This is a genomic window from Nostoc sp. (assembly GCF_036917375.1).
Lineage (GTDB): Bacteria > Cyanobacteriota > Cyanobacteriia > Cyanobacteriales > Nostocaceae > Nostoc.
Window position 1 is genome coordinate 95,431 of sequence record NZ_JBALDN010000080.1, and the last position, 13,838, is coordinate 109,268.

11 protein-coding genes are annotated in these 13,838 nt (G+C 42.0%); 5 read left to right on the forward strand and 6 right to left on the reverse strand.

Going from position 1 to position 13,838, the window contains the following annotated elements; genetic code table 11:
- The first annotated feature begins 78 nt into the window (after nt 1-78).
- A complete protein-coding gene (locus tag V7K45_RS21450; protein ID WP_335006984.1) occupies nt 79-1,977 on the forward strand; it encodes a PAS domain-containing sensor histidine kinase in 1,899 nt (632 codons plus the stop codon).
- 99 nt (nt 1,978-2,076) lie between these two features.
- On the opposite strand, the gene V7K45_RS21455 is transcribed toward V7K45_RS21450, so the two are convergent.
- A complete protein-coding gene (locus V7K45_RS21455; RefSeq protein ID WP_335006986.1) occupies nt 2,077-3,204 on the reverse strand; it encodes an ABC transporter ATP-binding protein in 1,128 nt (375 codons plus the stop codon).
- Nucleotides 3,205-3,496: 292 nt separating this feature from the next.
- Between V7K45_RS21455 and mrdA the strand changes: the two genes are divergently transcribed.
- Nucleotides 3,497-5,344 carry a penicillin-binding protein 2 gene (mrdA, locus tag V7K45_RS21460; protein ID WP_335006988.1) on the forward strand — a complete coding sequence of 616 codons (1,848 nt, stop codon included), beginning with the start codon at nt 3,497-3,499 and terminating at the stop codon, nt 5,342-5,344.
- Nucleotides 5,345-5,786: 442 nt separating this feature from the next.
- On the forward strand, nt 5,787-6,407 hold the full coding sequence (locus tag V7K45_RS21465) for a TMEM165/GDT1 family protein (protein ID WP_335006990.1): 621 nt from the start codon (nt 5,787-5,789) through the stop codon (nt 6,405-6,407).
- Nucleotides 6,408-6,567: 160 nt separating this feature from the next.
- Here the strand turns inward: V7K45_RS21465 and V7K45_RS21470 are convergent, their stop codons facing one another.
- The gene (locus tag V7K45_RS21470; RefSeq protein WP_335006992.1) at nt 6,568-7,461 is read right to left on the reverse strand and encodes a tetratricopeptide repeat protein; all 894 of its coding nucleotides are present in this window, start codon (nt 7,459-7,461) and stop codon (nt 6,568-6,570) included.
- 378 nt (nt 7,462-7,839) lie between these two features.
- On the opposite strand from V7K45_RS21470, the gene V7K45_RS21475 reads away from it, so the two are divergent.
- The gene (locus V7K45_RS21475; RefSeq protein ID WP_335006994.1) at nt 7,840-8,868 is read left to right on the forward strand and encodes a hypothetical protein; all 1,029 of its coding nucleotides are present in this window, start codon (nt 7,840-7,842) and stop codon (nt 8,866-8,868) included.
- Nucleotides 8,869-9,012: 144 nt separating this feature from the next.
- On the opposite strand, the gene V7K45_RS21480 is transcribed toward V7K45_RS21475, so the two are convergent.
- Nucleotides 9,013-10,182 carry a homocysteine biosynthesis protein gene (locus V7K45_RS21480; protein WP_335006996.1) on the reverse strand — a complete coding sequence of 390 codons (1,170 nt, stop codon included), beginning with the start codon at nt 10,180-10,182 and terminating at the stop codon, nt 9,013-9,015.
- A gap of 102 nt (nt 10,183-10,284) precedes the next feature.
- Here V7K45_RS21480 and V7K45_RS21485 point away from each other — a divergent pair, with 102 nt between their 5' ends.
- Nucleotides 10,285-10,413, forward strand: a complete 129-nt coding sequence (locus V7K45_RS21485; protein ID WP_335006998.1) for a hypothetical protein — start codon at nt 10,285-10,287, stop codon at nt 10,411-10,413.
- 345 nt (nt 10,414-10,758) lie between these two features.
- Here the strand turns inward: V7K45_RS21485 and V7K45_RS21490 are convergent, their stop codons facing one another.
- The 3 genes from V7K45_RS21490 to V7K45_RS21500 all read right to left on the reverse strand — a co-directional run bounded on the left by V7K45_RS21490 (nt 10,759) and on the right by V7K45_RS21500 (nt 13,448).
- Nucleotides 10,759-11,910, reverse strand: coding sequence for an AI-2E family transporter (locus V7K45_RS21490; RefSeq protein WP_335007000.1), 1,152 nt, complete (start codon nt 11,908-11,910; stop codon nt 10,759-10,761).
- 90 nt (nt 11,911-12,000) lie between these two features.
- Nucleotides 12,001-12,192: a hypothetical protein gene (locus V7K45_RS21495; protein WP_094351187.1), complete on the reverse strand. Its 192-nt coding sequence runs from the start codon at nt 12,190-12,192 to the stop codon at nt 12,001-12,003.
- 263 nt (nt 12,193-12,455) lie between these two features.
- Nucleotides 12,456-13,448 carry a hypothetical protein gene (locus V7K45_RS21500; protein ID WP_335007003.1) on the reverse strand — a complete coding sequence of 331 codons (993 nt, stop codon included), beginning with the start codon at nt 13,446-13,448 and terminating at the stop codon, nt 12,456-12,458.
- Nucleotides 13,449-13,838 lie beyond the last annotated feature (390 nt).

The window sequence follows — 13,838 nt, forward strand, 5'->3', positions numbered from 1 at the left end:
TAAGTCCTCAGTTAGGCAGGACTGGCTCAACCCTAGCTATCTGCAAACAGCACTAAGTAAAGTAAATCGGAGTTGAACATGTGTACTGAAAAAATCAATGAAGAGATATTGCTTTTACGTGAGCAAAATGCCCAATTGCTGCAACAGCTAGAAGCATTGCAAGACCTTTATTCAACTACGCTGTTAGCCGAACAACATCAAATTTGGGAATTAGTTACTGATGAAGTCCCACAAGATTTACAACTGATAGAATTACAGTCGAAATTGGCAGATAATTCTACCTTTGTAGAATCAGCAAACAAAATTCGCGGACGGCATCACCAAGCGGCGGCAACTGCTTTAGCTGAGAGTGAAGCTAAGTATCGCCAACTCGTGGAAAATATCAGCGACCTGATTTTTTCCATGTCAGTAGAAGGTCTTTTTACTTATGTCTCACCACAATATAAAAATGTTTTAGGATGGGAACCTTCAGACTTACTTGGTCAAACCTTTGCTCCCCTGCTTCATCCTGATGATTTCCCCCTAGCCCAGAGAAAAATCCAAGAAATGGTGGAAACGAAGGGGCAGCGGATCGCCATAGAATTTCGCCACCTAAAAAAGGATGGAGATTGGTGCTGGATGAGGTCAGTGGCTTCGCCAATTTTCGACTCAGACGGTGAAATTATTGGTCTTCATGGCGCTATTAGCGATATCAGCAGTCGCAAACAAGCTGAAGAATTAATCAAAGCCTCGCAAGCAGAATTACTCGCCTTGTTCAACGCTATGCAGGATGTGATTCTTGTCTTAGATGCCGAAGGACGATACCTCAAAATCGCTCCTAGTGGTGCGCCCTTACTCTACCAACCTCCTGCGGAACTGCTGGGCAGAAAAATACATGAGGTTTTACCCTCCGCTTGTGCCGACTATTTTCTCAACTCTATTCAACAAGCACTCTTAACTCAAAAAACCGTGAAGGTAGAATATAGCTTGCCTATAGGTGAGCAAGAGGTTTGGTTTGAGGCGAATATTGCCAGTATGACCGAAAACACCGTTGTTTGTGTCGCCAGGGATATTAGTGAACGCAAACAGATGGAAGACCAATTGCGACAACAAACAGAAAATTTAGCACAAACTCTTCAAGAACTCAGACAAACTCAAGCCCAAATGATTCAAGCAGAAAAAATGTCTAGTTTGGGTCAACTTGTGGCTGGAGTTGCCCACGAAATCAACAACCCCGTTAATTTTATTCACGGTAATCTCACCTATCTTGAAGAATATACTCAAGACCTGTTACGAGTAATTCACCATCAGCAGCAATCTGGTAATAAGTTGGAATTTCAAGCTTTATGTGAAGAAATTGACCTAGAGTACATCCAGAAAGATGTACCAAGAATATTGAGTTCGATGAAAGTTGGCACTCAGCGCATCCGTCAGATTGTGCTGTCGTTACGAACCTTCTCACGCATAGATGAAGCCGAGTTTAAAGCAGTAGATATTCACGAAAGCATCGACAGTACTCTAATGGTATTGCAACATCGCTTCCAAGAAACAACAAAACTTCCAGCCATTCAAGTCATCAAAGACTACGGCGCATTACCTTTAGTGGAATGCTATGGCGGAGAACTCAATCAGGTGTTTATGAATATATTGGCAAATGCCATTGATGCTTTAGAAGAATGGACAATTGAGAATACACAATTAAGAATAGACAATTTCACATCTGGGTTGTTAACTCCCACGATCGCCATTCGTACCTCAGTGATAGATGACGGTTGGATAAAAATCGCGATCGCTGACAATGGAATAGGGATGTCAGAACAGATTCAAAAACAAGTTTTTAATCCGTTTTTCACCAACAAGCCTGTAGGTAAGGGAACAGGTATGGGAATGTTTATCAGTTATCAAATCATTACAGAAACACATGGTGGTAAACTGGAATGTCATTCAACACCAGCAGCAGGAACGGAGTTTGTAATTACAATTCCAATTCAGCATTAAAGTTTTTTTTTGCAACTGTAAGGTTATATCCTTTGTAAGACGGTTGTCCTCCTTTTCCATGAGGTTGACTAATTTGCCACCGCTTTCTATGACCATTAACTATTGACTAATAGCTAAACAATCAGTTTCTGCCCACCAGGCGTAAATAAGTGTGTCGCGGTCTGGTAAAGTGCCCAAAGTATTAGGTTGCAAAACATTAATGCTAATGCCATTTGTTAATTCCATAACATAATTAACGTGTGTGCCCAAATACATAACGTTGACAAGCCGTCCTTCAAAGCAGTTAACTGGCAAATTAGGTGGATAAAGCGAAAGCTGTATTTTTTCTGGACGCACACTTACTACTACAGCTTGTGATAATTCAGTTGGTGTATCTTCAGCGCGGCTAATAACAATTGATAGCCCCATTTTTGTGGAGATTTTAATATTAGAGGAGTCTACCGCGACGATTTCACCACTGAATAAATTAGTATCACCAATAAAATCAGCAACAAAGGATGTACAAGGACGTTCGTAAATTTGGCTGGGAGTGCCAACTTGTTCAATTTTGCCTTGATTCATCACGGCAATGCGATCGCTCAAAGACAATGCTTCTTCTTGGTCGTGTGTCACCATCACAAAGGTTAACCCCAAGTCTTTGTGTAAATTTGATAACTCAACCTGCATTTCTTTACGTAGTTTTAAATCTAACGCCCCTAAAGGTTCATCCAGTAGTACCACGGTGGGACGGTTGACTAAAGCCCTGGCTAAAGCTACTCGCTGCTGTTGACCACCAGAAAGTTGATTGGGAAAGCGCGATCGCAAACTTTCCATTTTCACCAGTTTTAAAACTTCTTGGACTCTAGCTTCAATTTTCGATTTGGGTATTTTTTTTAACCGCAGTCCAAAAGCGATGTTATTCCAAACATTTAGGTGGTTAAATAAAGCGTAACTTTGAAATACAGTATTGACGGGTCGGCGGTAAGGGGGCACATTAGTCATGGACTGACCCTGAATAAACACCTTACCAGCGTCAGCAATTTCAAACCCAGCAATTAAGCGTAGTGTTGTTGTTTTACCACAACCGGAGGGGCCTAAAATACTAAAAAATTCTCCTTGTCTGACATCCAAATCAATTCCATTTACTGCTGGTTCTTGGTTAAAAAACTTGAAGACGTTACGCAGTTCAACATCAAGTGGCTGAAAACTTGTTATCCCCCTCTGATTTTGCATGACAATTTGAGCCATAATCCTCAGTAGAATGCCGTGATATTACGTTATTTTGTCAATTGCTCTAGTCTTTTGGGCAGACTATATTTGACACTTTGGTTTATTGTATCCGCCAAAAACAATTGTTCAAGAATATACTCGCCCGATTCTTTCATACCCAGCAACTAAAATAAAAGCATGGTAAAATTATATACATTTTCTACTTAGAGATTCTGCGATGAAGTTAACAAACCTTAAAATTGCATATTAGCAATTGCTAAAAGTCTGGCTGGAATTGCGTTTATTCATTTTGAATTTTGAATTGATACTTATGTCATTATTCCCATCACTTGGCAACAAAAAAGATACACGTACAGTTGGACGTGGTTTCCAATCAATATTTTTAATCGTATTTACCCTATTAACGATCAGTGGGATTGAGGCTCGTTTGGCTTACTTGCAAATTGTTGAAGGGCCAAAACTCCGGGAACGAGCTGAAGCAAACCGAATTCGGATGATTCCCAAACAACCAGAACGGGGCAATATTTTTGACCGGAATGGCAAACTTTTAGCTAGTACTCGCTACCCTAGCTCAGTATATTTGTGGCCGATGGCACATACTAAGCCTTCCTGGTCTGTAGTCGGCCCGCGTCTAGCGCAAATTCTTAACATTCCCCAAGATGAGATGGAAAAGAAATTAGAACAAGCAGGGGCTAATTCTTCTTCACTCATTCGGGTTGCTCGCGATTTAAATGAAGCAGAAATTACGGCATTAAAGGAGTATAAAAATGAACTTCCCGAAGTGGAAATAAATACAGATTCTGTACGTTATTATCCCCACGGCAAGCAATTAGCGCACGTACTAGGTTATACACGGGAGTTGACCGCCGACCAGTTAAAAGGCAAGAAGGAGTTAGGCTATCGGCTGGGAGATGTAATCGGTCAGATGGGGGTGGAAAAGGCTTATGAGAAAGCTCTACGAGGCGAATGGGGCGGTCAGCAAGTGGAAGTGGATGGTGCGGGTAGACCAATCCGGGTTATAGGAGAGAAACAGGCAAAAGCTGGTAATGATTTGCACCTAACCATAGATTTGGATGTGCAAAAGGCAGCCGAAAAAGCTTTGGGAAATCACCGAGGTGCGATCGCAGCACTCGATCCGAACAATGGTGCTGTTTTAGCGTTGGTATCTTACCCCACCTTTGATCCAAATATTTTTTCCAAACAAAAACTCTCTCAAAAAGATTGGGAAAGTCTCCAAGGTAAAGATCATCCCTTGGTGAATCGCGCTCTGAGTGCCTTTCCACCCGCCAGTACTTTTAAAGTTGTGACTACAACAGCTGGACTTGAATCAGGTGAATTTTCTCCTGATACCATACTACAAACCTTTGGTTCGCTTACCGTGGGTGGGGTGACATTTGGTGAGTGGAACCACGCCGGATTCGGGCCATTGGGATTTCCCAGAGCGATCGCTATGAGTAGTGATACTTTCTTCTATCAAGTTGGCAGAAAAGTTGGCGGCCCAACTTTAATTAAATGGAGTCGCAAATACGGGTTTGGTCAAAGAACTGGTATTGAATTTCGGGATGAAGAATCAGTAGGTTTGGTTCCAGATGAAATATGGAAACAGAAAGTTTTGAAAACGCCTTGGACTGTTGGCGACACCATTAATATGTCAATTGGTCAAGGCGCTTTGCAAGTGACACCTCTGCAATCGGCGATTATGTTTTCTGTCCCTGCTAATGGTGGATATCGAGTTCAACCGCATTTGCTTAAAGATAACGAAGAAGCAAAAAGTTGGCGAGAATCCTTAAATATGAAGCCGACAACTATCAAAGTTCTGCGCGACGGACTGCGAAGGGTAGTGAGTGAAGGCACTGGGAAGCGCTTGGACGTGCCAACAATTGCCCCAGCTTCCGGGAAGAGTGGCACAGCTGAAGCTGGTGTTGGTCGCCCAAATCATACTTGGTTTGGTGCTTATGCGCCCAGTAATAAGCCAGAAATTGTGGTTGTGGCCTTTGGGGAAAATACTGGCGAACATGGCGGTACTATTTGCGGGCCGATGGTTTTACAAGTATTAGAAGCTTATTTTCAGCACAAATATCCAGGTAAGTATCAAAAACCTCAGCCTGACCCATCAGAAGCTAAAACTCAAAGTTCAGGCCATAGCACTGGAGATTAGTACCGCAAGGCGGAAGTCAAAAGTCACGCATTCAAAAGTCAAACAGGTATACAGCGTAAGATTTTCTAGTCTATCCCTAAGGCAAACGCATCTAAAATTGGATCTGAAAAATTCCCTCCCATGACACGATTGCAAGAGTATACTCAAAGTGGATTCCAAATCCAATGAAACGTCTTTCTATATTGCCTACTCTCTTGACTTAATACATAGAAAATATGTACAATGGCGATCGCATAGAAGGGGAGTAGCTGCTGGCATAAAAACATAAAAGCCAGTACATCTGAATCAACATACTGGCGATGAGCCTGGTTCAGGTGGCAAATAATAAATATTTGAAAGCGAGACCTTCACTAAGTTCACACCGAAAAGTGTAAACTTGGTGAGGTCTTTTGGCTCTCATCAAGCTTCACATCGGTATACGATTCTTCAGGAGCTTGAGAGAGTGTTAACAGCTTTTACCGCAGGTTTATTACTAATTACAGTTTCAGAACTAGGCGATAAAACATTTTTTATTGCTGTAATTTTGGCAATGCACCACCCGCGGCGGCTGGTATTTATAGGTGTGACAGCTGCTTTGGCGGCGATGACAATCCTTTCGGTGATATTTGGACAAGCGGTATCTTTGTTGCCAAAAGCTTATATTCATTACGCCGAAATAGCTTTATTTATCGCCTTCGGTATCAAGCTGTTGTATGACGCCAGTAAGATGTCTAATGCTGCTTGTGATACAGAAATTGTACAAGAAGCGGAAGCTGCGGTGAAACAAGCCGATTTGCAGTTACCAAAGCAAAAGACTGATTTGGCAATTGTTGTAGAAGCCTTTGTGTTGACATTTATGGCAGAGTGGGGCGATCGCACGCAAATTGCCACCATTGCCCTAGCCGCAGGCAATAACCCCATTGGAGTCACAATAGGTGCAATTTTAGGACATGCTATTTGTGCTGCGATCGCAGTTATCGGCGGCAAAATGATTGCCGGACGCATTTCTGAGCGTCAACTCACCCTGATTGGCGGATGCCTGTTTTTAGTTTTTGGTGTCGTCGCTGCCATTGAAGGAGCGTGAGGGGAAGAAGCAGGGGAGCAGAGGAGCAGGGGAGGCAGGGGAGACAAGGGGACAAGGGGGAATTATTGAACAAGTCTCTTCCTTGTCTTCCCCCTCTTCCTTGTCTACCTTGTCTCTTCTCCATGCCCTATGCCCTATGCCCTATGCCCTATGCCCATTACTACTTGGGCGTACTTTCCGGTGAAGACGCGGGAGAGGTAGCAGATTTAGGAATGGGAGAAACCGTTCCTGCCTTCTTAATTTCGTCTCTGTACTTAGCAGGTGCTAAAGCTGCGGCACTATCAAATAAAGGTTTTGCATCTGCATCTTTGCCCTGTTGTTTCAGGAGCATCGCTTTTGCCACGACGGGGCGAAAATCTTTGGGATCTTTCTTAATTGCCTGGTCATATACAGAGCTAGCTTGAGCGTAGCGTTTCTGGGAAGCATGAACAGAACCTAACAGCACCTGCACGGCGACTATATCTACACTTCCAGGCTGAATTGTATTTGCTTGGGCTGCATTAGATAGAGTTTCTTGCAACAAACCAATGGCTGCTTCTGGGCGTTGCTGACTGATCAATAGAGCCACCATTCCTTGCAAAGCCTTTAAATCACCTGGCTTCGTGGACAAAATCGAGCGATAAGCTTGAGCGGCTCCTTCGCGATCGCCAATTTGCTGTTTGGCTTGAGCTAGTAACACTGAATATTCTGACTGTTCGGGATTCAGTTTTGCTAGCTTTTCTAGGGGTTCAATCACAACTTGGATATCAGCTGGTTTAACCTCACTTTTATCTTTTTGACTCAGTAATTGCAGCCGCGCCTGTAACAGACCCTTAAGCGCAGTCTGATTTTCTGGTTCCCTTTGCAAAACCTGTTCATAACCCCGTGCTTCGTCTTCCAGTTTTGATTTTTGGTCAGCAGAGGGCAAACTGCCTCTGGTGCTAGCAGTATTCTGACTTGAGGGTGGCGTATTATTAAATGCTCCAATTATGGGAATCACCGAAACACCCACAAAAGCAAGAATTGCCACCGCTAAGACGACTTGAACTATCCAACGATTGCGCGGTTGAGACACGGTTTTGTCTTTCTCCTAAATTTTAATGACATTATCATTTACACAAATCGTAAAGTTAAAAATTTCCAAAACTTTGCGGAATACCGCCAATTGCCTGTGAATTTTATAACAATTAACTATCCACACTGCTAAAGTAAGTGATGACTTTAGGAGGAGCCGTCAGAATTGTAGCTATGATATGCTTCCGAAACTAGTGTAAAGCCGCTAAATTAGACATTTAGTGTTTATACATTAAATTTAGCGCCTTTAGGATTGTATAGAGTACCCTAGTGTGATTTTGTGAAAAGCCAATATACTTTCATCAGTCGCACAAATGCTCTTTCCAGCTGCCTTTGTAAAATCCCACAATGGGATGTGTCTCCGCCGCAAGGAGTTTTTATGAATTCCGACCTGATGCCGTTGCCTGAATCTTCCAATTCTTCTGCCTCTAACCAGGGCCTAACTAACGTAGAGGCAGCCGCTAATGTTCATATAGCAGCCCAGTCCTCTAAACAAGTTGACAATTTGCCTGTCAACACCAGCGAGACTGACTCAAATGGGAACTTGATTAATCGCCAGCAACCGATTCCGCCTCCCAGTGAACCGATGCAGTATCGAGCGATCGGCTTAGTCCGGGGTCGCTATCATGCTAGCAGCGAACAATTTACTCAAGGTACGCTGCTGACTCCAGATGGTGTAGAACTCAATGCCGTCCTCCTAGGCCGGATTATGAGCTTAGTCAAGAATCATCTAGACTTAGAAAAAGAACACTTGTGGGTAGTATATCCACGTACTAGACAAGAAAATGATACCTTGCACATCCAAATCGTCGGAGTTTGGGAGCCAGAAAATCTGGCTAAAAACTCAACAGATGAGGACGAATCGGATTTTGAGTTGCAAGAGTTAGAGACACTCGATGATGGCTTATCCGAGAACTCTGAACTAAATACAACTGCCCCCAGACCTTCATCAGAAGTTGCAGATGGTGGTTTTTCTGTTCGTGGTGAAGTAGTATACCAATCTTTTGATGCTAAAAGCTTGGTAGTCAAAATTAGGCAGGCTCCACGCAAATCAACTGACAAACCCAAATATTTTAAGCTGAAATTGAGGGGTGTGCTAACTACCAAAGCAGTGGGAAAATTCTGGGACTTCCAAGCCAAGCGGGAAGCAGACGTTTTAGTAGTAGAAAAAGCTGAAGCGATCGCTGATTTGCCCAAAAAACGCAAACCACCATTTAAAGGTGGGCCTCGTGCTGGCAGTGGTGGTGGTGCTGGTGGTAGAAAACCATTTCCCCCCAGACGCACTGGCGAAACTCCTCGTCCTATCAAGAAAACAAGTACAGGTGGCGACCCTTCAGTGGTGTCAAAACCTATACCAAGAACACCCGCTCCTAAACCGATCAAGCGACCGAAACCGACTCAAGAGTAGGTAATGGGGCATTGGGCATAGAGAAGAGACAAGGTAGACAAGGAAGAGGGGGAAGACAAGGAAGAGACTTGTTCAATAATTCCCCCTTGTCCCCTTGTCTCCCCTGCTCCCCTGCTCCCCTGCTCCCCTGCTCCCCTGCTCCAATCAAAAATCCGTCCGACGGTCTTGGGGTAGAAAAGATCGCTCCATCGGTATTGGAGAAACTGGTTCTGTCAGAGTAAATGTACCTGCTTCGATCCACTTTTTCAACTCTAGGGCGACTTGCCTAGAAAAAAACAAACTCGCTAAGGGGGCGGAGCGTACTGCTTTGCCCTCTATGGCGATCCACCCAGATTTGAGTTGGGCGTAACTCACTAAACCAAAGGTAGGACGGACGCGCCGAGGAATGGAAAAATCTACTATTGGGGCTACTAAATCTCGGTCTTGGACGGCGCAGTGTTCAATTACTTGTTCATTTAATACAGGTAGTGGTACACCAACTCCTAACATTAATGAGGGGCCATAACTTTTGAAATAACACCCTCGCACCCAATAAGCATCCATTTGCTTCGCATCACCAATTAAAGCTAAAGTTGCAGAAGGCCCAATCGGTGTACGATTAGCTAAACGCTTTTGTAAGGGGAAGTGCTGAGTGCCTTCCCAGGCAACATAGCCAATACCGCCGCCTAAAAAAATTCGAGTACCTATACCAACGAGTTGCAAATCGGGATCGTTGAGCAAGGGGGAAATTGCACCGGGGTTAGAATAAACCGCATTCCCCAAGCGCGGTTGTAAAGGGCCGAGATAGGTGAAGAGGGGGCGATCGCCACCATTTACACCAACAATGAAATTTTGATAAAGATTGCGCGGATTGAATAAATAAAACTGATTAATTGTGTCACTGGTGATTGTAGTTTCAAAATTTGCTCTGGGGTAACAATCTGTTACTTGTCCTTGCGCTTTCACGTGTATAGATTTACCAGCGATCAAATCTTCGATTACATGACCACCACCACGTTCTCGCACTTCTTCCCCATCCGTCGTCTCCACAGCGCAACTCGCACCCAAATATAAATCTACTGCCCCAAAACCAGAGTATGCTGGCACGCCATCTAACCAACAACGGCGAATTTTTATTGGGGGATCGGTATGTCCCAGATTGATAATTGCACCACTTGATTCCATCGGCTCAAAAGTACCAGTGGTAACTACATCAACTTCTTTAGCAGCTTTAGTAACACCGATTTCTACAACTCGTGCTTTTAATTCTTCAGTTGTCAACACCACCGCACGTTGACGCTTAATTTTCTCGTTAATTTCTGCAATTGTTCGCATCTTCTCAGTGCTTGCGCTTCCTGCTGAATGGTGAATAGGGAGAAACACGATTAATCGCGTCTGTAACTAGGGAGTAGGGAAAAGAAATTTTCATTGCTCTTTGTGAGCGCGGACGATCGAGGCTTTTGGATAACTTCATCTCGAAATAGCGATCGCCAATCTCTGCGCGACAGCTTAACACCCCGAATAAGGATAAAATTCCAAAAAACAATTCAAGGATTGCAAAATTAAAATGATATATTTTTTGGGGGACACAAGCTGCCTGTATCCAAAATGTTTTTTATTCTACGTAAAATTACCATAAACAAAGCCTTGTATTATCAATCAAATGTATGTATGGTTAGGATTAAGTGGATTTACGCTTATAAATCTGAACTCACTAAAAAAGCTGAACTCTAGAGTTATTTATTGACCAATCCTAATTCTTGGGATAAAGATACGCTGACTCTGACAAGAGGGAAGGCTTGTTTTACCGCTAAACTACCAGGTCAAGGTTTTGGAGACGCGGACGAGATTTGAACTCATGTCCCACTGACCAAAAGCGATCGCCTTTTTCTATAATGAAAAATTCAGTTACTAATCTTCTGGTTTCAAAATATCATCATCAATCGATGACTTATTTTTAATGTCTACATTTTGTGCATTCCAATTTTCATCGGCTTCTGGAGATTGAGACACTATCACAAACTCAGTCTCTTGTGTATGATTATTTCCCCATTCATCCAAAACATCTTTAATTAACACTTCTTGCAACCAAATCTTAGCGACAACAGTCAGGGGTAGGGCTAGAAATAATCCTAAAAAGCCAAAGAAAGTGACGAAAAATAGCTGGGCAATTAAGGTTATAGCTGGCAGCAATGAGACTTGATGCGCCATGACAACAGGCGTGATGAAATTACTCTCAATCTGTTGAATAATAAAGTAGAGAATCAAGACAGCGATCGCTTTCCAAGGTTCATCCAAGAAGGCGATCGCCATTGCTGGGATTACACTCATTGTTGGCCCCAGATTGGGAATCAAGTTAAAAAATCCCGCTAAAACCGCTAAAGCAAGTGCTGCCTTGACATGCAAAATTGATAAACCAATCAGACTCATCACTCCCACTACACAGATGGCAATGAAAGCGCCTGTAATCCATCCTTCCAAAGAGACTTCACATTTATCTAAAATCCCATCTACCCGCCGCCGATAAAATGAAGGGAAAAGCCGCACAAATACTTTGCGGTAAGCCATTGGGTCGGCTAACATCATTCCTGTTAAAACCAACACTAGCAAAATCTTGAGGACGACTTCTAAAGAGCCAGATACAAAAGCAAAGGAGTTTCCCAGTAGGCGATTGGCGAAGGGCTGTACTTGTTGAATCAGGCTATTGATATCTGGGATGTAAGGAACTAACTGGTCAGGAATACGAGTTCTCAGGGCATCAAGCCAACTATTAAAGCGTCCAAACCCTCTAGGAACTTGATAGGTTAGTTCTTGAAACTGCTGGGCAAATGGCGGCACAATTAGCCAGAAAAAACCCACGACACCTGCGAAAAAGATAGCTACTGCTAGGAGGACGGCGAATCCGCGCCTCATTCCAAAGCTTTGGAAGCGTTTCGCTAGCCGATTTAAGGTGGTGGCTAACACAACTGCGGCAAACATGAGCAAAAGCACTTCCCGAATTTGCCACAAGATGTATAAAGAAAGAAGTATGGCGATTAAGCCGATCCATTGACCGAGGTTCACAGGCTAACTCCCAACGGTTGGCGAGATGCAATTTTCTTGTAATTAAGCTAGGTTAGCTGATTTTAGGAACTTGTGCGTAAATGGTTTGAGTTAATTTTGTTTTTGTGCTTGAAATCGCCATAGTAGAGCGATCGCTACGATCGCAATTGGCAAGAATACTATAATCAGCGCGTTGGTTGCTGTCGCCGGAATTGATAGACTTGGCCCTGCATACTTAATCAATACCGATAACAAAGCCGACAGTAAAAGCAGTTTTAGAATTAATCCTAGTTGATTTTCCATAAAAGTACGGTAATACAGATTTTTGTGGTACATACAAATTTGTGCTGTACCGTGTAGTTTCTAGAATAAACCCACAGATACAATCCTTGTAGTTTTCACAAAAATATAATTTCTATTACCTGTCAGGAGCGAAGGATGCGAGGCGCGATCGCTATTACACTTTGTTAGTGCTGCCTAAACCTCAGACAGCACATTATACACTATTAAAGTTTACAGAAAGTAACCAAAGCAGCCTTTGAGTAATTTAAACTAAGCACCAAACTTTATTTGCTCCGAGCTGGCTCAATTTTATATTTAGTTTTAATCAATTCAGGAAATTCTATCAAAAGTTTTTTAAATCTAGCTTGAATATATTTAGGATTTTTAGGTACACGTTTAGCTATATATCTTAAGAAAGCAATCTGATAGCCAAACTTATATTGAATTGCGGAAAATATATTAGACTTGACCTCGTTGCCTGAACCATTATCTAGATTTTTTAACTTTGATATTTCACGACGATATACGGGATGTTCTCCCCAAACACAGGCAAAATGTACAAGAGCAGGAGATACCACCTGATTGTATTTTTGGAAAGTAGATTTACCTGTAATCACATCTATATCAAAAGAACCACGAAGACCGATAGGTGTTCGCATCATCTGACCATTATCTTCAAACATACTTTGATTGTGTAGCATCATAGCTAGACCAAAAATACGTTCATCATTAGGGCCATCACCACGAAATTCACTAATACCTAGCTTTTTCCAGTCTCTTGAAAATGCTAGTGCTGTTTCAAAAAATGCTTTAGTAGTATCGTTTTTTTCAAAATAGTAGAGACCTCCATTAAATCTAGGTAATTTTGTCAGATTAAATTGTTTGAGTGTGTCATCTACATCAATGAACTTATCTTTATCACCTGCTTGAAGATATGCATTACCTGGTACACTAAAACTTCTACCTTGAAAATCATCAAAAATAAAGTTAATATCCCTTACTGCTATGCAATCACTATCAATACAAAGTGTATGTTCAAATGGAGAATAATCATAAACATGAAGCTTTTGTTTGACATTAGAACCATATTCTTTTTTAAGGCTTATAACGCAATCATAAAGTTCTAATAAATCTCGCTCGTGTTCATTATCAGTAACAATAGCACGCGGAATATTTGGTGAATGAAGACGTAGAGAACGTGCTAAAGACTTTGCCATTTCTAGATAATAAGATGCTCCGTAAGCATAGGTGATAATGCCACGTTGGTAAATAAACATATTTTTATTGATTAAATAGTATCTAAGCTTTAACTTTCTAATTGCATTCTAACTTACACTCCAAAAGATAGATATCTACTAATATCAATCCAGCTTAAAATTTGTGTAAAGTGTCCGTAAAGTATAATCTAAATAAAATTTAGACCTGTTTAAGTATATCTGATTGATTACCTTTAAAAGAAAATTTTAAAGGTACAGATAAGTTAAAAAAAGAAATATAAGCCAATACGGTTCAGTTAAGGCTGAAAATCTTGTAAAGTAAGCATTGTCCCAAGAATGAAAATCAGCGTGTGGTGCATCTCAAAGATTTTTCATTAATGTCTCTAGATATACAAAGTAGTGACGTACTGAAAGCAATCGAGACAGCGATTCCAGTTTTTGCCATCGAAC

Bases quoted from the DNA above. Each gene is read 5' to 3' on its own strand.
- V7K45_RS21475 (WP_335006994.1), top strand. From the start codon at position 7,840: ATGAATTCCGACCTGATGCCGTTGCCTGAATCTTCCAATTCTTCTGCC.
- V7K45_RS21500 (WP_335007003.1), bottom strand. From the start codon at position 13,448: ATGTTTATTTACCAACGTGGCATTATCACCTATGCTTACGGAGCATCT.
- V7K45_RS21450 (WP_335006984.1), top strand. From the start codon at position 79: ATGTGTACTGAAAAAATCAATGAAGAGATATTGCTTTTACGTGAGCAA.
- mrdA (WP_335006988.1), top strand. From the start codon at position 3,497: ATGTCATTATTCCCATCACTTGGCAACAAAAAAGATACACGTACAGTT.
- V7K45_RS21480 (WP_335006996.1), bottom strand. From the start codon at position 10,182: ATGCGAACAATTGCAGAAATTAACGAGAAAATTAAGCGTCAACGTGCG.
- V7K45_RS21455 (WP_335006986.1), bottom strand. From the start codon at position 3,204: ATGGCTCAAATTGTCATGCAAAATCAGAGGGGGATAACAAGTTTTCAG.
- V7K45_RS21495 (WP_094351187.1), bottom strand. From the start codon at position 12,192: ATGGAAAATCAACTAGGATTAATTCTAAAACTGCTTTTACTGTCGGCT.